The sequence below is a fragment of the Halomonas sp. HL-93 genome (assembly GCF_900086985.1).
GTDB lineage: Bacteria > Pseudomonadota > Gammaproteobacteria > Pseudomonadales > Halomonadaceae > Vreelandella.
On record NZ_LT593974.1, the window covers coordinates 2,784,793 to 2,808,737 of the forward strand.

Here is a 23,945-nt window from a genome sequence, read left to right on the forward strand (position 1 = left end):
CCGTGGTACAGGGAGGAGGACTATTTTGGTAAGCACGTCATACATGCTGCGGTGGCGTTAAGCACACGCCAGGGGCAAATAATGAACGAATGGATGAGGCGGGAGTGCTATATCGCTATCAAAGATGACAATATCGCCGCCTGATACTGGCTACTTGGAAGAGGAGAAACTGGGGATGTCACTGACCCCTGCCGATGAACCTTTCCCCGTTAGCTTAATGATCAACTGAAGTCGATCATGAATGTCCAGCTTGCTGAAAATGGCGGTCAAGTGGGCTTTTACCGTTCTTTCAGTAATATCGAGTTCCCGGGCCACGACTTTATTGCTGGCCCCTTTCGCCACCGCCAAAGCCACTTCACGCTCGCGTTGGGTCAGCGCTTCAAGTACCGATGATTGAAGCTGCTGGTCACCATTGAGAAGCCGCCAGGTACTACCCATGACTTGCGCCATCACATCAGGCGGCACCCAGATTCCCTGGTTCATGACCACCATGGCGATCTGCTTCAGGATTTCGGTCGGGCTAAGAGCGTGGGCATACCCTCGGGCACCTTGCTGTAGCGCATCGATGGCGGCGGTGTTGTCGGGCATCATCGAGAGCACCACAACGGTGGATTGCTTGGCAATACGTCGCACCAGGGAAGGCCCGTCGGTTTCTTGCTCCTCTTTCAACACCCACACCAGCGTGTCAGCATCGCCCAGACGTTCGGCCTGTTCAGGGGAAACGCATTTGGCCTCAGCAAAAGCGGCCTGCCAGCGAGGCATCAGCGTTTTATCTTGAGCGACAAAAAGGTGTTTCATCAGCGTTCCCCTAATGAATTATTCCATGCTCGCAGGACGGGCTTCAGGAGGAATTCCATCACTGTGCGCTTGCCGGTCATGATATCGACCTGGGCCGTCATGCCGGGAATGATGTCCATTTCTTCGTTATTGATCTCACCCTGCTCGGTACGCACCCGCACGCGGTAAAAGGTGTTGTCATCATCATCGGTAATTGTGTCGGCACTGATGTTTTCGAGCTCGGCTTTCAAACCGCCATACTGGGAATAGTCGTAAGCCGTTAGTTTGACGGTGGCGTCCTGCCCAGGGCTCAGGAAGGCAATATCTTGGGGGGCAATGCGCGCCTCAACCAATAGCCGGTCATCGGTGGGAATAATGTCGACCACTTCCTGCCCGGCCTGGGCAACGCCACCAATGGTCGTGATGTGCAGTGTCTGAACAATCCCTTTCACTGGCGCGCGAATGTCGGCTAACTGAACGCGATTCTCCAGCCCTGAACTGCCCTCATTGAGCGCCGAAATTTCACTGAGCGTGTCGGCCAGGTCGTTGCGCCATTGGCCACGGCGTTCAGCACCCAACTCGCGCAACTGTGATTCGCTTTCTTCGACAGCCGCTTCCAGCCGCTCGATGGCTGCATTGGCCTGATCGCGCTCGCCTCGATTACGGGACACTTCGCGTTCCAAACGCAGCACTTCCACTTCGGATACCGCCCCCGACGATAACAGAGGACGGGTGAGCTGGAGTTCCTCATTGGCCATTTGCAACTCGCGGTTCGCCGTATCGCGCTTCAGCTGTGCTTCAAGCAGCTCGGCATCACGCTGACGAATCCGGTCACGGATGACGGTTTCCTGCTCGCGCAATTCATTGAGTCGGCTTGCGTAGACTTCACGCTCTTGAGAAACCGCTAACGGCGCCTCAGCCAGCAAATCGTCGTCGGGAGAAAAGGCGGTATCCGTCACCAGGGCACGAAGACGCTCGGCACGGGCTCTTAGCGATTGAGCTTGAACCCGGTTTTCACGGAAATCGGAGACGAAGCGCGTGGGGTCGACGCGCATAATAATTTCGCCTGCCTCGACCATTTGCCCTTCTTCGACGAGGATTTCCTCTACGACACCGCCATCAAATGACTGAACGCGCTGCAGCTGTTGCGCGGGAATCACACGCCCCTGACCGCGGGTGACTTCGTCAATTTCAGCAAAGAAAGCCCAGATAAGCAGCGCGATCAAGGCAAGGACAATGCCATAAAGGAACCCGCGTGCGCGGAGCGGGTCTTGCTGCATGCGCGCCCAATCGGCATCGCTTGCCCAGTCTCGGTTTAAGTGGGCCGACGTGACGCGCTTTGAAAACAGTCGATCCATAAACGGGCGAAAAGGCTTTCCACCTTTTTCACTAAACCGGCCCAGCGCTTCAAAGCCCTGCTGTTCGGCAGATTTACGCTTTTTCGCCATTAATTCGCCCTCCCGACTTGGCCCTTACGCAAGGCTTCGACGACTTGCTCGCGCGGACCGTCCGCGACGATTTTACCCGCGTCCATGACGATGATGCGATCAACGAGCGAGAGTAGCGACGTACGGTGAGTGACGATCACCATGGTCTTTTGTTGACTAAAATGCGTGAGGTTTTTCTTTAATACTTCCTCACTGGCGTGGTCCATCGCACTGGTGGGCTCATCCAACAGCAGCACGCTAGGGTTGCTCACCAGCGCTCGCGCTATCGCGACTGATTGGCGTTGCCCCCCAGAGAGCATGTTGCCACCCTCACCAACCGGTAGATCAAGCCCGTGAGGATGTGATTTTACCAACGACTCAAGGCCACTCAACCTGACGGCTTCCAGAAGCGCGTCATCATCAACGCCTTCACTGCCTGCCCCTGCCAGGATATTGTCGCGCAGACTGCCAAAAAATAACGCTATATCTTGTGGTACGTAGCCAATGTGTCGTCGCAGTTGCGTGGGGTCGTACTGGCGTATATCAACGTCATCCAGCAATACGGCACCGGCCGTGGGCTGATAAAGCGCCAGCAACAGTTTGCTGAGGGTTGATTTACCTGAGCCGATACGGCCAATCAACGCGACTTTTTCGCCCGCTTTTAAGCGAAAGCTAACATTGTTCAGGGCGTTGCTTTCCGCCTCGGGGTAGCTGAGGCTCACGCCGTCGAATTGAACCGCGCCCCTTACGACAGGGCGACTAATGTAGGCTTTTCCCTCGATACGTTCGGTGGGCTTTTCCATCACGCCATTGAGCGACTGCAGTGCGGTGGAGGATTGATGGTACTGAGCCATCAACCCCGCGGCTTGGCTAATGGGTGCCATAGCCCGAGAAGACAGCAAGTAAGCAGCAATCAATCCCCCTTGGGTTAAGTCACCTTCAATGATCAAATACACCCCAATGACGATAATCGCCACCGCCACCGTATGCTGCGTCCATAGCGCTACGCTGGTGACCGACGAGCTAACCAGACGAAGCTGCGCTGCCGTGCGCGATAGAAAAGCCGACGCGCGCTCCCAGTTGCCTTGCAACCGGCTTTCACTACGCAATGTTTTGACGGTTTCCAAGTTCGCGACGGCCTCGACCAGCGTGGAATTGCGCTGTGCACCAATACGCCATGTGGTTTCGGAGAGTTCGTGCAATTTACTCTGGGCGGCCAACGCATAGAGAAAGACAAATACCGCACCGACGACGATCGGAATTACCAAAGGCACCCCGATCAAGGCAATAATCGCGGCAAAGAGAATCACAAAAGGCAGATCCACCAGCGCCACGACAGTGGCCGAGCCAATAAACGCCCGCACGGATTCAAATGACTGCAGGGTCGACGTGAACGAGCCGGTCGATGCTGGTTTAGCCTCCATGCGCATGCCCAATACGCGTGACATGATGCTGGAGGTAAGCTTTACATCCGCCCGACTGGCCGCCAAATCAACAAAGGCGTTGCGCATCAAGCGCAGTGCCAAGTCAAAACACAATACAATGAAAATACCAACGGCAAGCACCCACAAGGTCTCGGTGGCCGCGTTGGGCACAACGCGGTCATAGACGTTCATGACGAACAGTGGCATCGCGATGGCGAACAGGTTGATCACCAGCGACCCTATCAAAACGTCTCGATAAAGCTTGCGGTTCTCGCTTATCACGCCCCAAAACCAGTGTCGAGAGCGCTGCTGCTTAACTTCGGGGCCACGCGCATCAAAGCGGTATTTAGGCCTTACATATGCCGCTTGACCGCTGTAAGCCTCTTGCAAGCCTGAGAGGCTCACAATAGAGCTGGCTTCACCCAGTTCAGGAAAAATGACTTCTGCCTGAGCATTTTTAAGATCCACACTAAGCAGCACACAGGCTCTTCCGGCCTCAAGCAGTAAAATGGCCGGAAACAGGGCGGGGTTTAGCTGCGAAAGACGTGACTTGACTATCCGAGCGGTTAGGTCTGCGCGAGCTGCCGCACGCCCCAGCACGCCAGGGGTGAGTTTGCCCTCCTCAAGCGGAAGACCGGCGACCAACGCTTCCCGTGTAGCATCGTGGTGGTGAATGGCCGCCACAGCGATCAAACACTCTAGAAGCTCATCCAAGCCCGTTTCTTGCGGCGACTCAGGTACGGAGTTGTCATTTTCTTGCGTCACATACGCCTCATAACAGCCAGAAGATAGTCGACACTGCGACATCATCGCATGCTTGACCGTCCAGCAGCATTAACCGCCACTGGACGTCTGAGTCTCAATCGGTTTACTGGACTAAGAATGACTCAGGTCGTTACTGCCAGTAGATCAACTGCCAACCAAGTCCTCAAGGGTATAATTGGCAGGTGCTTGAGTCGGGCAGATAGAGTCGGCATCCAGTTCAACACCATCGCTACCCAGGTCTGACAGACTCGGCATGTCGGCGCGTGATACGTCCAGCGTTTGCATCAACTGCCCCATTGAGGCTAGCGTCTCAGCATCGGCAATGGCGACGTCATACTGGGCATTGACGTAGGCGCGGCTGGCTTCAAAGAACTCATTCTCGCTGTCCAGCACGTCGAGCAAGGTTCGCTCGCCGATGTCGAACTGCTGCTGGTAGGCGCCACGTACACGATCAATCGACTGGCGATGCTGATTCAGGTACTGCATCTGCTCACGCAGTCGCTGAGTATCCGCATAAGCGATTTGGGCGGTTTGACGAACGTTGTGACAGGCCAGCTCGCGATTATCGACGGCTTCCTCGATGCGCTCGCTTGCTGCACGAAATGAAGCCAAGTCCGAGCCGCCACGGTATAAGTTCATGCTGGCAACAAGCTCAATGCTGCTTTGATCACGACGACCTATCGCCGCCGAGTCATCGTTATTACTGCCGGTACGTCCAACGATATCGACCCGCGGATGGAAGCCTGCCTGCGCGATATCCTGCTCTGCGCGAGACGCGGCAATATCTTCAATAGCGGCATGGAAGTCAGGATTACCTTCAAAGGCAAGATTGACTGCCTCTTGCACCGAACTGGGTAATTCATCAGAAAACTCGGGCGTCGCCGCCAGGTTTTCAACCGGCAAATCGCCAACAATGCGGTTATAGCGTGCAGAAACATCGTGCAAATTTGAGGCTTCTGTCAGCAAATTGGATTCAGCCAGTGCAACACGGCCGCTAATTTGCTCCAGATCAACACCACGCCCAGCGCCTGAGCGAGCGCGCTCTTCAATTTGGTCATATACGCGCATGTGCTGGCGGTAATTATCCTGGGCTAAGCGAACCAGCTCACGGTAGCGAAGCACATCCGCATAGGCAGTGGTCGCTTCAAGGGCGACTGTTTCACTGGCGCCTAGCAGTTCGTAGTAACGCACTAATTCCGCCCGGTCTAGCTGCTCCACTTGGCCGGCTGTCGCAAAACCATCGTAAACCATTTGGGTTAATTCGAGCTGCACGAAGTCAGTGTCATAGCTGCCACGCCCATCCCCTTCGACAGACTCTCGCCCTACGCCCGCGGTAGCGTCCACACTGGGCAAATAACCGCCCTGGGCTTCAGCTTTGTCGTAACCCGACGCATTGAACGCGCGGAACGCCGAATTGACTTCGGGATTCTGGGTGATCGCCTGCTGAACCGTTTCCTGCAGATTGGATGAGCCGGGTATGGACATATCGGAGGGTAGCGACTGCGCCACCACTTGACTGAGTGGTAGCAGCGTCATGCTGGTGCCGATAGCGGCTGCCTGGATAAGGCGTGTTAAACCGAAACGCTGGTAAAACACGTTAGTACAGCTGAATTTTTTCATCTGTGGTCCCCTCATGGATTATGAGACGGTAACTGCAACAAACCACCGCAATCACCGATAGCAATTGATACGTTATTTGTTGTCGCGGGACTCACCTAACACTCGATATGTACAGGCGGCGCATCCATTCCCGGCTTCCTTACCTTGGTGGTGCTTGGCTCTTGAGCCTTGCGTATGAAAGATTCTCATCAAAAGAGCTTAAGCACCCTAATGACGTGTTCCCTATTTATAGTCTACATCTTACTAGGCTACGTCAGAATACTTAATGTAAGTAATCGTAATCCAAAATTACAAAATGTACAAAATAATAATTATGCTGACCTAGGATTTCCCCATTTGTTGCCAGGCAAGGCCTGCCAAAATAAGCGCTAAGCCTATTAAAGTTGAGGGGTAAATCGACTCGCCGACGACGATAAAAAGCAACAAAAGTGACACTGGTGGGGAAAGAAAAATGAGATTGGAGACCTTAGCGGTGCGCGACACCTTGTGAACGGCGAGCTGCCACAAAATAAATGCGATTCCCATTTCAAAAAGCCCCACGTAAATACCGGCGCCTAGTGCTGAGAGGCTATGCCACTGAAACCCTGGCCCCCATAACAGCAGCATCGTTAATACCGGCAGCCCCACCGTGAAGTTCTGCCACTGCCCAACCAATGGTGGGCGCTTGTCGCGGGCGTTAAGCAACCAGTAAAACGCCCAGAGTAGCGTAGACGCTAACGCGAAAATAACGCCCAGGGGGTCGGCAAAATGAACGTTAAATACATCGCCGCGGGTGGCGATCACCCAAACGCCCGCATAGGCGACGAACCCGGCGGCCACATCGACGCGCGTTAAGCGGTGTCCTAACAGCGGTACGGCAAGAAACGCCATGGCCAGGGCCCAGGTATAGTTCAGCGCCATGGCTTCCTGGCCGGGCAAGCGGTCGTAGGCGGCAAACAGCGCGAGGTAATAGGCGACTGGGTTCATCAGCCCAGCCCAGGCAGCCGTTCGCCAGCCGTGCTTCAGTGCCGTTGTGGTTTTACCCTGGTAGACCACCAAAGCGCCCATCAGGGCCCATGAAACCAACGCTGCCAGCCACATCAGCTCAAGGGGCGACATCCAAACCAAGGCAACTTTGAAGGCAGTGGCCACGGTGGACCACAACGCCACCGCACCCAAGCCATAGAGGATCGCTTGGCGGTCTTGATTCATCGGTCGGTATGCCCTAGGTCGCGGGCAGGCTCGACATGGTCGCGCACGCGCTGCTTGAGCGTTTTGATATCAGGAAAGCCGCCATCGCGCTCGCGTTCCCAAAGCAACGTGTCGTCGCACCAAACTTCAAAGGTACCGCCATGGCTGGGGCAAAGCGCCACTTCATCCAGCGTTTCGCCAAAGGTGGAGAGCAACTCCTGCGCATACCAGGCACTACGTAGCAGCCACTGGCATTGCGTGCAATAGCGAATTTGAATCCGCGACATCCTTGAGCTCCTTGGCGACACTCGCCATTATCCTTAAGGGCTTTGTCCTAACGACTATATTGCCAAAAGGCACGTATTTTAAAGCCTCCTCTATAAGAACACGGTCATTAAGCATGATGGTAATTAGAAAAACACTCAACAAATCAAACGGTTTACCCAGGATCGCATCGCCAAGGAGCGCGCATGGCCAGTCATGATCTTTCAGAGTCACGAATTTACGAGTGGCTGACCGGGGACGAAGATAGCCGGATGTGTGACGACATCCCCGATAGCGCCTGCCATGAACAACCGCGTAACTTTTTGCTGCACTTATCGGCCGCGTTGGGCAACAAGCTGGCGGATGAGCTCTCCAGCGCACGGTTGGTATTGCCGTGGCTGATGGGCATTATCGGCGCGCCGGTGTGGATGGTGGGTGTTTTAGTGCCGATTCGTGAGTCTGGTTCGCTTCTACCGCAGATTTTTGTGGCTGGCTTTATCCGCCTTAAGCCACAACGGAAATGGGTATGGGTCGCCGGGGCAGGTCTGCAGGCCTTAGCGGCGCTAGCGCTGGCGGGCCTTGCATTATGGAGCAGTGGCGGCCTGGGAGGCAGCTTAGTATTGCTGGTACTGGTGATGCTGTCGCTTGCCCGTGGACTTTCTTCCATCGCCACCAAAGACGTGATGGGAAAAACCATCGCTAAGCGCCGCCGCGGTACATTGATGGGCTGGAGCGGCAGCATTGCCGGGGCGGCCACCCTCGCGGCGGGGGCTATATTGATACTGTTAGACGACTCGCCAGACCGCACCACACTCGCCGGTTTACTCGCGGTTGCGGCTTTAGGTTGGGCGCTCAATGGCGCCTGTGCTGCGCGCATCAAGGAGACGCCCGGCGCCGTTGAAGGCGGTGAAAACGCCTGGGACAGCATCAAGCTGGGAATGTCATTACTCAGGCAAGACCGCACGTTTCTGCACTTCAACCTGTCCAGGGCATTACTGCTTTCCAGTGCATTAGCACTGCCCTACTTAACGCTGTTGGGCCAACAACAAAGCGGCACCGAACTCAGCAGCCTGGGCCTGCTTGTTGTGGTATCGGGGGTGGCCGCGATGGTGGCAAGCCCCGTGTGGGGCAAGCGTGCAGATCAATCCAGCCGTCGCGTGATGCGTGATGCAGCCATAGGCACAACCTTATGCTGTTTGCTGGGTGCTGGCATCACGTGGCTTCCGGCTGCCTTTTCCGAACGCATATGGCCCTATGCGCTGGTCTATGCGCTGCTGGTGATTGTTCACCATGGCGTACGTTTAGGGCGCAAAACCTATCTCGTCGATATGGCGAGTCAGGACGACCGCGCTCTGTATGTCGCGCTTTCTAACACGCTGACAGGCGGGCTGATGTTGGCGGTAGGCGGGGTAATCGGCCTTCTTGCCCAATGGTTAGGCAGTGCCGCCTTGCTGCTTGTTTTATCCGCCACCGCTCTGGCGGCAATGGCTAGCGCCCAGCGATTACCGGAAGTAGAGTAACGTTCAAGATTGCAATGCTCGGCAACGCTCGCCATGATGGGTGGCAGGTGGCAACTATGAAACGATCATTTGCTATCATAATAATTTATATCGTTCGGGGCGCACTGCATCGTGACAATCAACATGATAATGTCCCGCGATAGGTTTGGAGCTGCAACAGGACCCCTTGATGAAACGATCTCCCTTGATTAGCCCGGCGTTGCTCGAACGCATGGTTGACGCTTCCGAAGACGGCATTGTCGTTGCTGAACAGGAAGGCGATGAAAATATCCTGATTTATGTCAACAAAGGCTTTGAGCGTCTAACGGGCTACAGCGCCGATGAAATTTTATATCGGGACTGCCGCTTTTTGCAGAATGAAGATCGCGACCAAGCCCCGCTGGGAGCAATTCGTGAGGCGCTGGGCGAAGGTAAACCCTCGCGGCAAGTGCTGCGCAACTACCGTAAAGACGGCACGATGTTCTGGAACGAGCTGTCGATCACGCCGGTTTTCGACGAAGCCGATAACTTGATGTACTTCATCGGCGTACAGAAAGATGTCACTGAACGGGTTGAAGCACAGCAGGCATTAGCCGCGCTGCAATCTCAACAAGAAAAAGCGGAAAAATAAACCGCAATACTTGATCTTCAACCTAAGCGGGGTTATATAGCGGCAAGGCGCTGATAAAGCGCTAGGCGCTTCCTGTCAGCTTGTTTACCGGGAAGCCATTGTGACGCCGGTGCGCCGGCTTGGGTTGGAGGGCATGTCATGAGCCGTGACCCCTTGAGTCGTGAATCTTTCTCTCGCGAAGACGCCGAATCGGATGACTTCGACACCTTAGACGCTGTTAATGACGAGCATTACGGTCGTTCTCGCCCCACTAGCAAAGCCGATAGCCTGCGCGCCCGACGCCAGGTGGAAGCTTGGCTTGAAGAACGCCGCTTGAAGCGTGCGATCGAGGACGACTGGGACGAAGAAGAGTAAGGCCTCGGATTGGCCTTTCCCCCATCACTGGCCTTTCATCACGCAGGGCTCTATCATCTGCGTATCGTTCAGCGACGACGCTGGCATTTTGTTCATCAACTTTACGGATATCCATGGCGCAATACGTTTTCACCATGAACAGGGTTGGCAAAATCGTGCCGCCCAAAAAACAAATTCTCAAAGATATTTCGCTATCGTTTTTTCCAGGCGCCAAAATCGGTGTACTGGGTTTAAACGGTGCGGGTAAATCCACACTGCTGCGCATCATGGCCGGTGTCGATAAGGAGTTTGAAGGTGAAGCCCGCCCCATGCCGGGAATCAATGTCGGCTACCTTCCCCAGGAACCGGAACTAGACGACAGCAAGAACGTCCGCGAAACCGTTGAAGAAGCCCTTGGCGCCATCAAGGAAGCCCAGGAAAAACTCGACGGCGTTTACGCGGCCTACGCCGAGCCAGATGCCGATTTTGACGCTCTGGCAAGCGAGCAGGCGCGCCTGGAAAACATTATCGAAGCCGCCGATGCACATAACCTTGAGCGCAAGCTGGACGTTGCCGCCGAGGCACTTCGCCTGCCCCCCTGGGAAGCTCAGGTAGGCAACCTTTCCGGTGGCGAGCGACGCCGCGTAGCACTCTGCCGACTGCTGCTCTCAAGCCCCGACATGCTGCTGCTCGACGAGCCTACCAACCACTTGGATGCCGAGTCAGTTGCTTGGCTTGAGCGCTTCTTGCACGACTACAACGGCACGGTGGTCGCGATTACCCACGATCGCTACTTCCTGGACAATGTCGCAGGCTGGATTCTCGAGCTGGATCGTGGTCAGGGCATTCCGTTTGAAGGCAACTATTCACAGTGGCTTGAGCAGAAAGATCAGCGCCTGGGGCAGGAAGCCAAACAGGAAGCCTCGCGTCAGAAAGCCATCAAGCAGGAGCTTGAGTGGGTGCGCTCCAATTCGAAAGGCCGCCAGGCGAAAAGCAAGGCGCGTCTTAATCGCTTCGAGGAAATGCAGTCCGGTGATTTCCAGAAGCGTAACGAAACCAACGAGATCTATATCCCACCCGGCCCGCGCCTTGGGGATAAAGTCATCGAGTTTCATAATGTGGCGAAACGCTTCGACGACAAACTGCTTTACCAAGATCTTTCATTCTCGATTCCGCCGGGCGCGATTGTCGGCATTGTTGGCGGCAACGGCGCCGGTAAGTCGACCCTGTTCAAGCTGATTACCGGTCAAGAGCAGCCCGATGCCGGCGAAGTCGTGCTTGGTGAGACCGTCGATATCGCTTACGTTGAGCAGCTGCGCGATGCTCTAGATGACAAGCAAACCGTTTGGCAGGCCGTGTCCGATGGACAGGACATCCTCAACATCAACGGTTACGAAGTTTCTTCACGCGCCTACGTGGGCCGCTTTAACTTCAAAGGCAATGACCAACAAAAGCGCCTTGATGAGTTATCCGGTGGTGAGCGCGGTCGCTTGCAGCTAGCACAGACGCTCAAGCAAGGCGCCAACGTGCTGCTACTTGATGAACCGTCAAATGACCTGGACATCGAGACGTTACGCGCGTTGGAGGAAGCCTTACTGGCCTTCCCAGGCTGCGCGATGGTGATATCCCACGACCGCTGGTTCCTTGACCGCATCGCCACGCACATTCTGGCCTTTGAAGGCGACTCCGAAGTAGTCTTCTTCGACGGTAACTACACCGACTACGAAGAAGATCATAAAAAGCGCGTTGGCAACGACACGCCCAAGCGTATGAAGTACAAGCGTATTGATGCTTAAAACATTTAATACGCAAGCAAAAGCCCCGCCAAGCGGGGCTTTTTTGTGGGCTTCCAGCTTGTGAAAATCTACGCTTAGCCGTGGTAGGTCGTTTTGCTGACGGCTTTGAAGGCACCACGCATCAGCCACTGAACCGGTGCAGGCAGGCGAAGGCCGCCGGCTTCCAGGGCTAACTGAGCGTGATGGTTTTTAGCTACCTTCATTTTGTTCAGCATGGTTTGGGAAGTGTGATCGGCCGTTGGCAACTGCTCAAGCTGCTCGCTGAGCCGTTTGGCGGCTTGCGTCTCGCTGGCGGCTAGCACGCCCAGGCCAAGCCGCTCGCTTAGCGCGCCTGTGGCTGCGCCGATACTTAGCGAGGCGATATAGAAACATGGCGCGAGTAAGCTTGTTCGACTATCTAATTGCCGCAACCGCTCACCACAGAAGGCGAGATGTTGGAGATCATTGGACGCTGAGTGTTCCATTTGGGCGCTGGCGTCGGGCCGCTGGGCAAACAGTCGCTGCCCCTGGTAAAGCCCTTGCAGGCAAACTTCGCCACTGTGATTAACACGCATCACGCCCGCGACATGATGCGCCTCAAAGGCCGTGAGCGCCTCATCGCTTGGCGGTACAGGCATAGGCGATTGAGCACCCGTCGATGGTGGTGCCAGCGTACGTAGCGCACGGTCAAACTGGTAAATCCATTGGTCAGAACGGGTACGTCGACGCATCATGGCTCGCTCCTTGGCCGTGGGGCGTAAAAGTGGCGGCTACCGTTACCCAGCGGGCCAGGTAAACTGACGCCCGCCGAGCAAGTGCATGTGGATATGGTAGACCGTTTGACCGCCCATTTCGTTACAGTTCATCACCACCCGGTAGCCATCTTCGGCAAAACCTTGCTCTTTGGCGAGGTGTGCCGCGGTATATTGCAATCGCCCCACGGTACTTAGATCATCGGTTTGGATGTCGTTGAGCGTGGCAATATGCTTCTTGGGAATGATCAACTGATGCGTCGGTGCCTGGGGATTAATATCGTTAAAGGCCAGCACATGCTCGTCTTCATAGACAATATCCGCAGGGATTTCACGGTTAATGATGCGACAAAACAGACAGTCCATAAAAGGCTCCTTAGTGAGCATGACCTGACAACACAGGCAACGAGTTACCTGCGAGCCTAACGAAAACGACGCTGTGACAACAAGTGGCGCACCAAAGGCGCCAGAATAAGCTCCATGGCTAGCGACATCCGCGCACCCGGCACCACAAGCGTGTGGGGCCGGGTCATAAAGGAATCTTTGATCATCGCCAGCAGCCAGGGAAAGTCCACGGTGGAGGGGTCACGGAAACGAATAACCACAAACGATTCCGCATCGGTGGGGATATCCTGCACTTCAAAGGGGTTGGAGGTATCCACCGTGGGCACGCGCTGAAAATTGATGTGCGTGCGTGAAAACTGGGGCTGGATATAACGCACGTAGTCATCCATGCGACCGAGAATGGTGTCGATGACCGCTTCCTGCGAGTAGCCACGCATCTTGGTGTCGCGATCAATTTTCTGAATCCATTCCAGGTTCATCGTCGGGGCAACACCGACGAGCAGGTCAACGTGGCGGGCGATATCATACTCTTCTGTCACCAGGCCGCCATGCAGGCCCTCGTAAAACAACAAGTCGGTCCCACATGGCAGTGACTGCCACTCGGTAAAGGTACCGACCTGATAGCCCGCTTCGATTTTCTGCTTGTCCTCGGCGTGAATATAGTGGCGGAACGTCCCCGTGCCGTGCTCACCGTATTCAATAAACATGCCCTCAAGACGGTCCAGCAAATTGGCCTCAACCGCAAAATGCGACAGTTCGTGCTTACGCTCAGGTTCTTCGCGGAACATGCGATGCAGTTCTTCGCGGGTGTAGCGATGAAAGGCATCGCCATCGACTATGGCGGCATGCACATCTTCGCGCAGGAACATACGCTCAAAGCTACGCCGAACGGTTGTAGTACCCGCCCCAGAGGAGCCGGTGACAGCAATAATTGGATATTCACGGGACATCAGTCAGGTGCCTCTGGCTTGCGCTAATGCTTGCGCGACCGCCTCAGGAACCGCTACGGGTCGACCCGAGGCCTTATCAATCAGCAGCTGATTAACACGCGCGGTCGCCACCGGCTTGCCACTTTCAGCATGCGCTAGACGCTGGTAGGTGGTTAACGCCTTACCTTCTGGCGTCGGCACGGCGGTGTCAACCACCAAGGCATCGGGCCAGCGTGCTTCGCTTTGGTACTGCACCGCCAGGTCGACGACCACACTCGGGTAGCCACCCATGTCCCACTCGGGAAGATCGAGGGCGGCAAATGCCTGAATACGCGCCTCGTGGAGCAGCGATACCAGTGCATCGTGGCCGAGATGACGGCCGTAGTTCATATCTGTAACGCGGACGCTTAGCGAATGTCGATGAATAATCGCCTCATCCGGAAAGTCGAGCTGAACCCGTTCCATCCAATTATCCTTGTTGTGATCGGCAATGGCGGCAGGATGACCGAGCGTCGTCGCTACCCTTCCCGTGCAATCGCGCGGTAAGCGATATCACGGCGACAGATAACGCCTTCCCAGTGAATTTCATCAACGCCTTTATATGCCGCCTGCTGAGCCTGGGAGACACTCTCACCTAGTGCGGTGACACATAGCACGCGACCACCTGCCGTTAGGATATCGCCCTGGTCGTTTTGTTGAGTACCGGCATGAAAAACCTTACAACCATGGCGCTCGGCATTGGCAATGCCGTGAATCACATCGCCCTTGTGATAGCTGCCTGGGTAACCGCCAGCGGCCAGCACCACTCCCACCGCCGAGCGGGAGTCCCATTCACAGCGCTGTCCGGCAAGCTTGCCCTGTGCACCAGCAAGGCACAGCGCGGCAAAGTCAGACGTTAAACGCAGCATAATGGGCTGAGTTTCCGGGTCGCCAAAGCGACAGTTGTACTCAATGACCTTAGGGTTGCCCTGGGCATCAATCATCAATCCGGCGTAGAGGAAACCATTATAGGCATGCCCTTCGTCTGCCATGCCTTTAACGGTGGGTAGAATCACCTGCTGCATGATGCGCTCATCGACATCGGGCGTAACCACCGGCGCCGGTGAGTATGCCCCCATGCCGCCGGTGTTAGGCCCATTATCGCCGTCGAAAGCACGTTTGTGATCTTGGCTGGTGGCCATGGGCACCACGTTTTCGCCATCGACCATGACGATAAAACTGGCTTCTTCACCTTCAAGAAACTCTTCAATCACGACGCGCGCGCCGGCGTCTCCAAAGGCATTGGCTTCCAGCATGTCACGAATAGCGGCTTCGGCGTCAGCCTCATTCATTGCCACGATGACGCCTTTACCGGCGGCCAAACCATCAGCCTTGATGACAATCGGCGCACCGACCTCCGCCAGATAGGCAAGCGCCGGCTCAACCGCCGTAAAGGTTTGATAGGCGGCGCTGGGGATCGCATGGCGCGCCAGAAAATCCTTGGTGAACGACTTTGAACCCTCTAACTGAGCAGCCGCCTGGGTTGGCCCGAAGATGGTCAGACCCGCTGCCTTGAAGCGATCTACCACGCCATCAACCAGCGGCGCTTCCGGCCCCACGACCGTAAGTGCGACGTCTTCTTGACGAGCAAACGCTACTAACGCGGCAATATCGGTCGCCGGAATGGCAATATTCGTCAGCTTATTTTCAGTGGCGGTGCCCGCATTACCTGGCGCCACAAACACCTGCGAAACGCGCGGCGACTGAGCTAGTTTCCATGCCAGCGCGTGCTCACGACCACCGCCACCTATCATCAAAACCTTCATGGATTTCCTTCTTAAACGGATGAGCAGATTCGTCGCGGCATTATGCCACAGCTTACCCGGCGCGGCGCAGGCGCTTAAGACGACTTGTCGTTGTGGCTCTTATCGCTGTCGTTGTCATCCTCACCGGTGGGCGGATGATTGATGGTTTTCTGCCAAAAGCGCATGTTCTCTTCGGCCAGCTCACGCATAAACTCCATAGGCGTGTGGCGAATGGCCTGCTGCCACTGACTTTGCATGCGCTTTTGCTGCTCCATCATAATCTGAGTGCCTTGCTCTAGATAACGCGCCAGCGGCAGCGGTGACGACATATCATAGACGCGGATCAGTTGCGCGAGCAGATCATTGGAGAATACTTCCGCTTCGCTATCAGCTTGTTCTTGTTCGATAATAATTGACAGTAAAATGGTGCGCGTGAGGTCTTCACCGCTTTTGGCATCCTCCACCCGAAACGGCTCTTCCTCAAGAATCAAACGGCGCAGATCCTCCAGCGTCACATAACGGCTTTGTTGGGTATCATACAACCTGCGATTGGCATATTTGCGAATGACGCGCACGGCGACTCTCCTTAAACGCGATAGGGCTTTGCTGCCCGTTGCTGTTATTGTGCCTGCACCACGCGTCCATGCAAGCCATGTATCGATATTCAATAGACGTAGATGTAGCTAGACGTTTTGCTCAACGACTCACAGACCAACCACCTTCATGAACCTGATTTTACTCGAACCTCACGATGTGCCCCAAGATGGCCAGGCGCTGCTTCACGATCAACGCCGTTTGGCACACCTGCGCGAAGTACACCGCGCCCAACTCGGCGATTCGTTCACCGTTGGCTGCACCAACGGGCTGATCGGCAAAGCTGAGCTGACAGCGCTTGAGCCAGATCACGCACGGCTGAACTGGACAAACCTCAGCGAGCCGCCGCCGCCCCCCCTGCCTGTTCACTTGGTGTTGGCGTTACCGCGCCCGCGCATGCTGGCACGCACCCTTGAACACGTGACCGCACTGGGCGTAAAGCGCATTACCCTCCTGCACACCAAGCGCGTCGAGAAAAGTTATTGGCAATCGCCCGAGCTGCGCCCTGACAAGATACACCAACATTTGGTACTGGGCCTTGAACAAGCACGCGACACCATGCTGCCGGACGTGACGTTGGTCAAAGGCTTTCGAGCCTTTCTCAACGAGCACTTGCCCGTGCTATTGGGGCAAGGGCGTGGTCTCGTCGCTCACCCAGGCATGGCGTCCCCTTGCCCAAGAGGCATAAGCGAGGAAACGGTGTTGTTTATAGGCCCGGAGGGCGGTTTTATCGACTGGGAAGTGGATCAACTGCTAGACGCGGGCTGCGAAGGTATGCACCTTGGCCCGCGTATTTTGCGCGTTGAGACCGCCGTTACCGCCCTGCTGTCTCGGCTTTTTTAGCCGTCACGTTTTATCGCTGGCGTCATCATCGTCGGGGTCATGGGCGACGACGTCTGCATCATCATCGCAGTTGGGCTCTTGCATGAAGGATTCGCGCACATCAAGCAGGCCGAGATGGCTGATAGTACGCCGCCCTAACAACAGCGGATAGTTCATATCTTCACGGTTGCGCAGGCTGAACTGCTCTTCGTATATTGTATCGCCCATGCAGACTTCCAACAGCACCACGGGGCGTTCATCCTTGCCGCCCGCCCCGCGGACTCTTAATTCGCGGTAAAGCGGACGCTCTATCTCGTCGCTAAACACCTCGCCACTTTCTTCGTCTTCAAGCTTGAGGCGAAAGCGAACCCAGTCTTCGCCGTCCTTTTCGAACATTTCGATTTCTCGGGCGTCCAGCGACGAGGTTAACGCACCACTATCGAGCTTGGCTTTGACTTCGGTCCCCCAAGGCTGGAGCGTCGCCTTTTCTACCCAGCCAAACACGTTATCGTCACTGGCGGACGCTTGGCTGCTTGCCAGTGCCCCGACAAGGGCAAAACTGCTTAGCAACGTCGTTACCACGTTGGACATAATCTATTCCTGTACGATTGGTTCTGAAGCGGTGTATTTGGATGCCACAGCGCTCAATTTTAAAAAGCCTATTTCATGAACAATTTCAACAACTAACTCAAGAACTAACTCAAGAACTAATCAACGCGCTGGCGTAACCGTTCAAGCAATGATTGCGTCGCGAAGCCGTCGGGGGTTAACCCCTCATCACGCTGGAACGCACGCAACCCCTGGCGGGTGTTGGGACCCATAACGCCGTCGGCGCCGCCAACATCGTACCCGGCTCGATTGAGGTATTGCTGCAACGCTTCGACATCGTCACGCGTTAAAGGTGCCTCTTCACGGGGCCAACCTTGCTGAACACCATCGCGCCCGGCAATGGCATCACTAAGCGTTGCCACCGCCAGCGCATAGCTGGTGGCGTTGTTATAGCGCAAAATAGCCCGGAAATTAGGCCCTACCAAAAAGGCCGGACCTTTGGCCCCAGCGGGCACAATCACCTCGGCGCTGTCAAAGCGGGGAAGTTCCCCACTGACAGCTTCCACGCCCTGCTGTTCCCAGGCTTGACTGTCACGGCGGCCGGTTTGGGCATAGTCGAAATTATCCGGCAGGTTGACCTCCACGCCCCAGGGTTGGCCAGGCTGCCAACCGGCACGCGCCAGATAATTGGCTGTAGAGGCCATAACGTCCGGAATGCTGTCCCAAATGTCGCGTCGATCATCATCGTCACCATCGACCGCATAAGCTTCAAAGCTGGTCGGAATGAACTGGGTGTGCCCCATAGCCCCCGCCCATGAGCCGCGCATTTGATCGGCGGCGATATCGCCCTGCTCGATAATTCTTAGGGCGGCTAGCAGTTCCTCACGGGCGAACTGTTGGCGGCGGCCATCGTAGGCAAGCGTCGCCAACGCTTCAAGAGTGGAGAAGTCGCCAAAATTGCTGCCATAGTTACTCTCAATGCCCCAAATCGCGACGATAATTTCAGCGGGTACACCGTAGCGCTGCTCCATTTGCTCTGCAGTGCGACGATGTTCGTCGAGGCGTTCCTGGCCATTATTGACACGCGTGCTGGAAACGGCCGTATCAAGGTATTCCCAGATGGGGCGAACAAACTCGGGCTGATAACGATCCAGCTCGAGAATACGGGGGCGATAGCGTATCTCGTCAAAAGCTTCGCGCAACGTTGTTTCACTGATGCCCTGCTGCTCGGCATAACGTCGAAAGTCGTCTCGCCATTGATTAAAGTTGGCGTGCTGTACCTCTTGAGCGACCTTAGCATCCACCTCGGTCATCAGTTTTTGATTAGCCAGCACCGGTGAGCTCAAAAGCAACACCGAGACCATCCCGAACACGGCGCGGGTCGAGCGAATTGTCACCTTTTTATCCAACATCATTCCTTCCTTAGGGCAGTCCTTAGCTGCCCCCGATGATGGCCCAGAACGGCGCAGGTTACTAGTCCAGTCGACAGCAGGATGGTCAGCCGCTTTCATAGACCTGCGCACCGTCTAGTCGTCGCTTTCCTGGAGTTCACTCTGGGCAATAAGCCAGCGATCCCAAGTGGCTGGTTGAACCCTGGGCGGCCTAAACTGTGAGGCAGTCGTCCGCCAAGGTTGGTGCCGCTCGAGCCCAACGGGCAAAGCTTCCAGTCTTGGAAGCCAATGAGCCACATATAACCCCTTGGGGTCGTAGTGCCCCGCCTGCTTCAACACGTTGAAATAGCGGTCCTGGCGCGGATCACGTCCGACACCGGCGATATAGCGCCAGTTGCCCCAATTACTCGCCACATCATAGTCGAGCAGGCAGTGCTCGAACCAGGCAGCGCCCAGCCGCCAATCCACGCCCAAGTCCTTGACCAGAAAACTGGCAACGTTCTGGCGAACACGGTTGGATATCCACCCCGTGCTGCTTAGCTCCAGCATCGCCGCATCGATAAACGGCACGCCCGTATTGGCATTACGCCAGGCATCGAAGTCTTCATTCACGGGTGGCAGTTGCGCCTGGCCGAACAGCGCCTCACCTTCTAGCTGCGCCGCGCGTAAAAAAAATTCCCGCCAAAGCAGTTCAAAGCCAATCCAGTAGCTGGACTCATTGCTACCATGCTGTGATTCCCAGGCTTTGACCTCATCCTGCACTTGGCGCGGCGATAAACAGCCATGCGCTAGCCAAGGTGAAAAACGGGTTGAAAAGTTAGCGCCCAGAAGCCCATTGCGGGTTTTTTTGTACGTCGCAGGGCCGTGCTGATGCCAAATGTAGTGATTTAATCGCTCCTGGCCCGCTGCCTCTCCGCCTAAATAGTCAAAACCTTGCCGTTCATCGGGTTGCCAACGAGCGCTGATCTCACAGACTTGGCTCAGGGGAGGAAAGCCGCGGGGTGCGTCTGGCCAAGCGGGCAAGGTAATCGGCGCGGTTAGACTCGGTGGGATATCGCAGTACTTCTCGACCTGACGACGAAAAGCCGAGAAGCTCTCGGGTAACTGAGATAGTTCGAATGGCAAGGCATGCTCGTCGATCAGGCGACCGGATTCATGACGCTCAACGGCAACGGTGGACGAAAGCCGCTCTCTCACCGCCTCGATATGCTGCTTTTCTTCAACGCCGACGTGTTCGGCTACCCGTATGCTGCGCGCCTGCAGCCGCTCTGCCAGCGACACGACTTCCTCGACAGGGTCGCCAATTCTTACCAGCAGATCGCTTCCTCGCTGCAATAGCTCCCCGCGAAGCTCCATCAGGCATTGCCATAAAAACCTCAGCCTCGCGGGACCAACGCGCAATAGATCGGAATCGTCAAATAAAGGTTCTAGCCACGCCTCATCAAGTACGTATAGGCAGACCAAATGATCCGGCAGGTCGTCCAGGCGCAGCAGCGGATTATCCGTCACTCTGAGGTCGTCGTGCAGCCAGACGATATCGATCGTGCTGTTCATGCTCTGGTCTCCTCAGCGCGTTTTGCTATGCGGGCATCGCACTGGCAGCGTTTGCTGCAGTAGCGGACCTCATCCCAGCATCGCGCCCATTTCTTTCGCCAAGTAAATGGGCGCTGACATTGAACGCAGTTTTTTTGCGGTAAGTGATGTTGATGTGCCATGGAGGCTCGCTTAGATTGACGTGCGGCACTGAATAAACATTGGCACTATAACTTATACAGTACAACTATTGTACATATAATGGTTTCAAACTTTGTTTTAATTTACTTTGCCCCTCTGACACGAAAAAGCCACCCGTAGGTGGCTGATGGAATCTAGGATTGGTTATAGAAAAACGACTGCGAGGAATATGAATTTAACGACGCGGCAGCCAGCCCGACAGCTCGTTGTTGACCACGGCGAGCAGCGCATCGATATGGTCATCGCGGTCGTTCAGGCAGGGAATATAACTGAAGGTTTCTCCGCCGGCTTCCATGAAGCTGTCGTGAATCTCTTCCTTGATTTCTTCCAGGGTTTCTACACAGTCTGACGAGAACGCAGGCGACAGAATGGCTATGTGCTTGTGCCCCTGCTTGGCCAGTTCCGCCACGTGGTCAACGGTCTGAGGTCCGACCCACTTTTCGGGGCCAAACTGCGACTGGAAGGCGGTATCAACTTCTTCCTTACTGAACCCCAGCTTTTCACGCAGCAGACGCGTGGTTTTCTGGCACTGGCAATGGTAGGGGTCGCCTTCCAGCAAATAGCGCTCGGGTACGCCGTGGTAGCTTGCCACCAGCTTGGTCGGCCGCGTCGTGAAGCCTTCATAGGCCTCTCGCACCGAGTTGGCCAGCGCATCCGTATAGGCAGGATGGTCGAAATAAGCCGGCACGGTGCGAATGGACGGCTGCCACTTCATTTTCATCAGAGTACGAAACGCCTGATCGTTGGCGGTCGCCGTAGTGGGCGAGCCGTACTGCGGATAGAGCGGGAAGAAGACGATTTTCTCGCAGCCTTTTTCCTTCATCCGCGTCAGCACGCTTTCCGTGGAGGGGTTGCCGTAGCGCATGCAGAAGTCGACTTCCACATCATCGCCGTAAAGCGCCTTCAGGCGCTCGGTCATCTTCTCGGTTTGCGCCCGAGTAGTAGTCAACAGCGGGCTTTCATTCAGCTCGTTGTTCCAGATGCTTTTATAGGCGTTACCCGATGAGAATGGCCGCTTGGTCAGGATGATCAGTTGCAAAAGCGGTTGCCACTTCCAACCGGCATAGTCCACCACGCGCTTGTCAGAGAGAAACTCGCTCAAGTAGCGACGCATCGACCAATAGTCCGTGGCGTCGGGGGTGCCCAAATTGGCCAGTACCACTCCGACCTTCGCTCGGGGCACAGGGGGGTGGTCGCTGGGGGCATGCGTTAGACGACCTTCGCCCGGCTGGTCCTTTGCGACTTGCTCGGTCATGACATTCACTCCTGCTGACAACGCCTGTTGAAAAATAAATCTTACCACTTTTCGGCACAGCGGCGGCATAAAGTTATACTATCAGCATTATTTGTACATAGTTGAGATAACTTATGTCTAAGCCTTTGCTGCTGATATTGGGTGACCAACTGTCGCCATCGCTGGCCACCCTTCGCCAAGCACCTGACAATGCCGTGGTCGCCCTTTGCGAAGTGGCCGAAGAAGCTCGCTACGTTCCTCACCACAGCCATAAGCTTGGACTGTTCTTTGCCGCCATGCGGCACTTTGCCTACCAACTGCGCGAAAAAGGCTTCCAGGTGCATTACAGCCATCTGGACGATGCTGACAACTGCCACTCGCTTATTGATGAAGCAGAACGCTTGGCGGCGCTTTACGGCTGCGATGAAATACGCGTAACTCGACCCGGTGAGTGGCGGCTTTATGCAGCCATGCAAGACCGCCAAACCGCCGAGCTACCTTGGCAGCTATTTGAGGATGACCGCTTCTTCACCACGCCCGATGATTTCAGCCAGTGGGCTCAGGGACGCAAGCAACTGCGCCTGGAATATTTCTATCGCGAGCAGCGCAAGCGCACCGGGCTGTTAATGGAAAACGGCGAGCCGGTGGGCGGCCAATGGAATTTTGATCATGATAACCGCGAGCCCATCAAGCGTGACATAGACTTTCCGGCGCCACCCAAGCATCACTACGAAAAGCTGACCCACGCTGCTTTCGATGCCGTAAGGCGTCACTTTCCCGATCACATGGGGGACTTAGCGACGTTTAATTGGCCAGTCACGCGTCGCCAAGCACTCGTCGATTTGCGTCATTTCCTTGATCACTGTCTGGCCGACTTTGGCCGTTACCAGGATGCGATCAGTGATCGCTCGGCGTTTTTGTTTCATTCCCGCCTGTCGGCGGCGCTCAATATCGGGCTGCTATCGCCTCACGAAGTCTGTCAGGCGGCGGAAGAGCGCTATACCCAGAATGAAGCACCCATTAACGCGGTCGAGGGCTTTATCCGCCAGATACTCGGCTGGCGGGAGTACGTACGAGGTCTTTATTGGACGCAAATGCCTGATTACAAGCGCCTTAATCAGTTAGGTTTCGAGCGTGATCTGCCCGACTTTTACTGGCACGGCAACACCGATATGCACTGTTTGAAGCGGGCCGTTGAAATGACCATGGATAACGGTTACGCGCACCATATTCAACGGCTAATGATCACCGGCAATTTCGCGCTACTGTGCGGGGTCAAGCCCGAGGCGCTGTGCGATTGGTATCTGGCGGTGTATATCGATGCCTGCGAGTGGGTGGAGCTACCTAACACCCTGGGCATGGTACTTCACGCCGACGGTGGCCTGATGGGCTCTAAACCCTACTGCGCGTCAGGCAAATATATCAATAAAATGTCGGACCACTGCCAGCACTGCCGCTATTCACCCAACCAAGTGACGGGCGAAAACGCCTGCCCGTTCAATAGCCTGTACTGGCATTTCTTGGAGCGCCAGCGGGACCAGTTGAAGCATAACCCGCGCATGAAATTGATTTATGGCTCGCTTGATCGTATGGCACCTGACAAGCGCTCAGCGATCCACCAACAGGCACAGCAGTTTCTGGACCAGCTTGAAACCTCACCGGGTTATGGCCAACCCGGCCATACCGCCGGTTATACCAAGGAGACCACTTCATGAGCCGTTTTGCCTCGCTTAGCGCCAATGCGCCCGTTACGCTTTACCACGATGGTCACTGCCCTTTTTGTCGCGTGGAGGTTAACTGGCTTTCCAAGCATCGCTATCAAGACCGCATCAAGCTGGTGGATATTCAAAGCGCTGAATTTAACGCCACTCACAGTGACCGAGAGTTCGACGCCATGATGGGGCAGTTACACCTGAAGGATAAACAAGGCCGTTGGTATATCGGTATGGAAGCGAGCCGCGCCTTGTATGCCGTGCTGGGATACCGGCGGCTTGTTTGGCTGTCGTGCCTACCGGGATTAAAAGGGGGGCTTAATATAGGCTATCGGTGGTTTGCCCGTCGCCGGGTGCGACTGGGTCAATGGTGGGAAAAACGTGCCAGCCAATCATCGAGACATTCGTGAGCAG

General features: G+C 55.6%; 24 protein-coding genes. 7 read left to right on the top strand and 17 right to left on the bottom strand.

Annotation, left to right across the window (positions count from 1 at the left end):
- Nucleotides 1-150 precede the first annotated feature (150 nt).
- The 6 genes from GA0071314_RS12870 to GA0071314_RS12895 form a co-directional block, all read right to left on the bottom strand.
- The gene (locus GA0071314_RS12870) at nt 151-798 is read right to left on the bottom strand and encodes a response regulator transcription factor (RefSeq protein WP_074397019.1); all 648 of its coding nucleotides are present in this window, start codon (nt 796-798) and stop codon (nt 151-153) included.
- The gene (locus GA0071314_RS12875; protein ID WP_074397020.1) at nt 798-2,225 is read right to left on the bottom strand and encodes an HlyD family type I secretion periplasmic adaptor subunit; all 1,428 of its coding nucleotides are present in this window, start codon (nt 2,223-2,225) and stop codon (nt 798-800) included. The genes GA0071314_RS12870 and GA0071314_RS12875 overlap by 1 nt, the downstream gene beginning before the upstream one ends.
- Entirely contained in the window at nt 2,225-4,393 is a 2,169-nt protein-coding gene (locus GA0071314_RS12880; protein ID WP_074397021.1) for a type I secretion system permease/ATPase, read from the bottom strand. The genes GA0071314_RS12875 and GA0071314_RS12880 overlap by 1 nt, the downstream gene beginning before the upstream one ends.
- A 144-nt stretch (nt 4,394-4,537) precedes the next feature.
- Entirely contained in the window at nt 4,538-6,013 is a 1,476-nt protein-coding gene (locus GA0071314_RS12885; RefSeq protein ID WP_074397022.1) for a TolC family outer membrane protein, read from the bottom strand.
- Between the two features lie 321 nt (nt 6,014-6,334).
- Entirely contained in the window at nt 6,335-7,204 is an 870-nt protein-coding gene (locus GA0071314_RS12890) for a DMT family transporter (RefSeq protein WP_074397023.1), read from the bottom strand.
- Complete coding sequence (locus GA0071314_RS12895) at nt 7,201-7,470, bottom strand: SelT/SelW/SelH family protein (RefSeq protein ID WP_074397024.1); 270 nt, start codon at nt 7,468-7,470, stop codon at nt 7,201-7,203. Before GA0071314_RS12895 ends, GA0071314_RS12890 begins: the two co-directional genes overlap by 4 nt.
- 183 nt (nt 7,471-7,653) lie before the next feature.
- Between GA0071314_RS12895 and GA0071314_RS12900 the strand changes: the two genes are divergently transcribed.
- The 4 genes from GA0071314_RS12900 to ettA all read left to right on the top strand — a co-directional run bounded on the left by GA0071314_RS12900 (nt 7,654) and on the right by ettA (nt 11,706).
- Nucleotides 7,654-8,967: an MFS transporter gene (locus GA0071314_RS12900; RefSeq protein WP_074397025.1), complete on the top strand. Its 1,314-nt coding sequence runs from the start codon at nt 7,654-7,656 to the stop codon at nt 8,965-8,967.
- 169 nt (nt 8,968-9,136) lie between these two features.
- On the top strand, nt 9,137-9,577 hold the full coding sequence (locus GA0071314_RS12905) for a PAS domain S-box protein (RefSeq protein ID WP_074397026.1): 441 nt from the start codon (nt 9,137-9,139) through the stop codon (nt 9,575-9,577).
- A gap of 138 nt (nt 9,578-9,715) precedes the next feature.
- On the top strand, nt 9,716-9,931 hold the full coding sequence (locus tag GA0071314_RS12910) for a PA3496 family putative envelope integrity protein (protein ID WP_074397027.1): 216 nt from the start codon (nt 9,716-9,718) through the stop codon (nt 9,929-9,931).
- 113 nt (nt 9,932-10,044) lie between these two features.
- On the top strand, nt 10,045-11,706 hold the full coding sequence (gene ettA, locus GA0071314_RS12915; RefSeq protein WP_074397028.1) for an energy-dependent translational throttle protein EttA: 1,662 nt from the start codon (nt 10,045-10,047) through the stop codon (nt 11,704-11,706).
- A gap of 74 nt (nt 11,707-11,780) precedes the next feature.
- Here ettA and coq7 read toward each other — a convergent pair whose 3' ends face one another.
- The 6 genes from coq7 to phaR all read right to left on the bottom strand — a co-directional run bounded on the left by coq7 (nt 11,781) and on the right by phaR (nt 16,070).
- Complete coding sequence (coq7, locus tag GA0071314_RS12920) at nt 11,781-12,419, bottom strand: 2-polyprenyl-3-methyl-6-methoxy-1,4-benzoquinone monooxygenase (RefSeq protein WP_074397029.1); 639 nt, start codon at nt 12,417-12,419, stop codon at nt 11,781-11,783.
- 42 nt (nt 12,420-12,461) lie between these two features.
- On the bottom strand, nt 12,462-12,803 hold the full coding sequence (locus GA0071314_RS12925) for a histidine triad nucleotide-binding protein (protein WP_074397030.1): 342 nt from the start codon (nt 12,801-12,803) through the stop codon (nt 12,462-12,464).
- Between the two features lie 56 nt (nt 12,804-12,859).
- Nucleotides 12,860-13,732, bottom strand: a complete 873-nt coding sequence (locus GA0071314_RS12930) for a phosphoribulokinase (protein WP_074397031.1) — start codon at nt 13,730-13,732, stop codon at nt 12,860-12,862.
- 3 nt (nt 13,733-13,735) lie between these two features.
- On the bottom strand, nt 13,736-14,176 hold the full coding sequence (locus GA0071314_RS12935; RefSeq protein WP_074397032.1) for an acyl-CoA thioesterase: 441 nt from the start codon (nt 14,174-14,176) through the stop codon (nt 13,736-13,738).
- Nucleotides 14,177-14,229: 53 nt separating this feature from the next.
- The gene (gene purD, locus GA0071314_RS12940) at nt 14,230-15,516 is read right to left on the bottom strand and encodes a phosphoribosylamine--glycine ligase (RefSeq protein WP_074397033.1); all 1,287 of its coding nucleotides are present in this window, start codon (nt 15,514-15,516) and stop codon (nt 14,230-14,232) included.
- A 74-nt stretch (nt 15,517-15,590) separates the two neighbouring features.
- Nucleotides 15,591-16,070 carry a polyhydroxyalkanoate synthesis repressor PhaR gene (gene phaR / locus GA0071314_RS12945; RefSeq protein WP_074397034.1) on the bottom strand — a complete coding sequence of 160 codons (480 nt, stop codon included), beginning with the start codon at nt 16,068-16,070 and terminating at the stop codon, nt 15,591-15,593.
- A 148-nt stretch (nt 16,071-16,218) separates the two neighbouring features.
- On the opposite strand from phaR, the gene GA0071314_RS12950 reads away from it, so the two are divergent.
- Nucleotides 16,219-16,932, top strand: coding sequence for a 16S rRNA (uracil(1498)-N(3))-methyltransferase (locus GA0071314_RS12950; RefSeq protein ID WP_074397035.1), 714 nt, complete (start codon nt 16,219-16,221; stop codon nt 16,930-16,932).
- Between the two features lie 3 nt (nt 16,933-16,935).
- On the opposite strand, the gene rloA3 is transcribed toward GA0071314_RS12950, so the two are convergent.
- The 5 genes from rloA3 to hemH form a co-directional block, all read right to left on the bottom strand.
- Entirely contained in the window at nt 16,936-17,502 is a 567-nt protein-coding gene (gene rloA3 / locus GA0071314_RS12955; RefSeq protein ID WP_074397036.1) for a retropepsin-like aspartic peptidase RloA3, read from the bottom strand.
- Between the two features lie 116 nt (nt 17,503-17,618).
- Entirely contained in the window at nt 17,619-18,824 is a 1,206-nt protein-coding gene (locus tag GA0071314_RS12960; protein ID WP_231896557.1) for a lytic murein transglycosylase, read from the bottom strand.
- 162 nt (nt 18,825-18,986) lie between these two features.
- Complete coding sequence (locus GA0071314_RS12965; RefSeq protein ID WP_074397037.1) at nt 18,987-20,405, bottom strand: DASH family cryptochrome; 1,419 nt, start codon at nt 20,403-20,405, stop codon at nt 18,987-18,989.
- Nucleotides 20,402-20,566, bottom strand: coding sequence for a DUF2256 domain-containing protein (locus GA0071314_RS19985; protein ID WP_074397038.1), 165 nt, complete (start codon nt 20,564-20,566; stop codon nt 20,402-20,404). Before GA0071314_RS19985 ends, GA0071314_RS12965 begins: the two co-directional genes overlap by 4 nt.
- A gap of 194 nt (nt 20,567-20,760) precedes the next feature.
- Nucleotides 20,761-21,840 (bottom strand): ferrochelatase, encoded by a 1,080-nt coding sequence (gene hemH / locus GA0071314_RS12975; RefSeq protein WP_074397039.1) that lies wholly within the window; start codon nt 21,838-21,840, stop codon nt 20,761-20,763.
- 113 nt (nt 21,841-21,953) lie between these two features.
- Here hemH and GA0071314_RS12980 point away from each other — a divergent pair, with 113 nt between their 5' ends.
- Both GA0071314_RS12980 and GA0071314_RS12985 read left to right on the top strand, forming a co-directional pair.
- The gene (locus GA0071314_RS12980) at nt 21,954-23,534 is read left to right on the top strand and encodes a cryptochrome/photolyase family protein (protein WP_074397040.1); all 1,581 of its coding nucleotides are present in this window, start codon (nt 21,954-21,956) and stop codon (nt 23,532-23,534) included.
- Nucleotides 23,531-23,941 (top strand): thiol-disulfide oxidoreductase DCC family protein, encoded by a 411-nt coding sequence (locus GA0071314_RS12985; protein WP_074397041.1) that lies wholly within the window; start codon nt 23,531-23,533, stop codon nt 23,939-23,941. Before GA0071314_RS12980 ends, GA0071314_RS12985 begins: the two co-directional genes overlap by 4 nt.
- Nucleotides 23,942-23,945 lie beyond the last annotated feature (4 nt).

Excerpts from the sequence above, each read along its gene's own strand:
- GA0071314_RS12885 (WP_074397022.1), bottom strand. The coding sequence starts at position 6,013 with ATGAAAAAATTCAGCTGTACTAACGTGTTTTACCAGCGTTTCGGTTTA.
- GA0071314_RS12985 (WP_074397041.1), top strand. The coding sequence starts at position 23,531 with ATGAGCCGTTTTGCCTCGCTTAGCGCCAATGCGCCCGTTACGCTTTAC.
- GA0071314_RS19985 (WP_074397038.1), bottom strand. The coding sequence starts at position 20,566 with ATGGCACATCAACATCACTTACCGCAAAAAAACTGCGTTCAATGTCAG.
- GA0071314_RS12870 (WP_074397019.1), bottom strand. The coding sequence starts at position 798 with ATGAAACACCTTTTTGTCGCTCAAGATAAAACGCTGATGCCTCGCTGG.
- coq7 (WP_074397029.1), bottom strand. The coding sequence starts at position 12,419 with ATGATGCGTCGACGTACCCGTTCTGACCAATGGATTTACCAGTTTGAC.
- hemH (WP_074397039.1), bottom strand. The coding sequence starts at position 21,840 with ATGACCGAGCAAGTCGCAAAGGACCAGCCGGGCGAAGGTCGTCTAACG.
- GA0071314_RS12890 (WP_074397023.1), bottom strand. The coding sequence starts at position 7,204 with ATGAATCAAGACCGCCAAGCGATCCTCTATGGCTTGGGTGCGGTGGCG.
- purD (WP_074397033.1), bottom strand. The coding sequence starts at position 15,516 with ATGAAGGTTTTGATGATAGGTGGCGGTGGTCGTGAGCACGCGCTGGCA.
- GA0071314_RS12875 (WP_074397020.1), bottom strand. The coding sequence starts at position 2,225 with ATGGCGAAAAAGCGTAAATCTGCCGAACAGCAGGGCTTTGAAGCGCTG.
- GA0071314_RS12965 (WP_074397037.1), bottom strand. The coding sequence starts at position 20,405 with ATGAACAGCACGATCGATATCGTCTGGCTGCACGACGACCTCAGAGTG.
- GA0071314_RS12935 (WP_074397032.1), bottom strand. The coding sequence starts at position 14,176 with ATGGAACGGGTTCAGCTCGACTTTCCGGATGAGGCGATTATTCATCGA.
- GA0071314_RS12925 (WP_074397030.1), bottom strand. The coding sequence starts at position 12,803 with ATGGACTGTCTGTTTTGTCGCATCATTAACCGTGAAATCCCTGCGGAT.
- GA0071314_RS12895 (WP_074397024.1), bottom strand. The coding sequence starts at position 7,470 with ATGTCGCGGATTCAAATTCGCTATTGCACGCAATGCCAGTGGCTGCTA.
- GA0071314_RS12910 (WP_074397027.1), top strand. The coding sequence starts at position 9,716 with ATGAGCCGTGACCCCTTGAGTCGTGAATCTTTCTCTCGCGAAGACGCC.
- GA0071314_RS12960 (WP_231896557.1), bottom strand. The coding sequence starts at position 18,824 with ATGGTCTCGGTGTTGCTTTTGAGCTCACCGGTGCTGGCTAATCAAAAA.
- GA0071314_RS12930 (WP_074397031.1), bottom strand. The coding sequence starts at position 13,732 with ATGTCCCGTGAATATCCAATTATTGCTGTCACCGGCTCCTCTGGGGCG.
- GA0071314_RS12980 (WP_074397040.1), top strand. The coding sequence starts at position 21,954 with ATGTCTAAGCCTTTGCTGCTGATATTGGGTGACCAACTGTCGCCATCG.
- rloA3 (WP_074397036.1), bottom strand. The coding sequence starts at position 17,502 with ATGTCCAACGTGGTAACGACGTTGCTAAGCAGTTTTGCCCTTGTCGGG.
- GA0071314_RS12905 (WP_074397026.1), top strand. The coding sequence starts at position 9,137 with ATGAAACGATCTCCCTTGATTAGCCCGGCGTTGCTCGAACGCATGGTT.
- ettA (WP_074397028.1), top strand. The coding sequence starts at position 10,045 with ATGGCGCAATACGTTTTCACCATGAACAGGGTTGGCAAAATCGTGCCG.
- GA0071314_RS12950 (WP_074397035.1), top strand. The coding sequence starts at position 16,219 with ATGAACCTGATTTTACTCGAACCTCACGATGTGCCCCAAGATGGCCAG.
- GA0071314_RS12900 (WP_074397025.1), top strand. The coding sequence starts at position 7,654 with ATGGCCAGTCATGATCTTTCAGAGTCACGAATTTACGAGTGGCTGACC.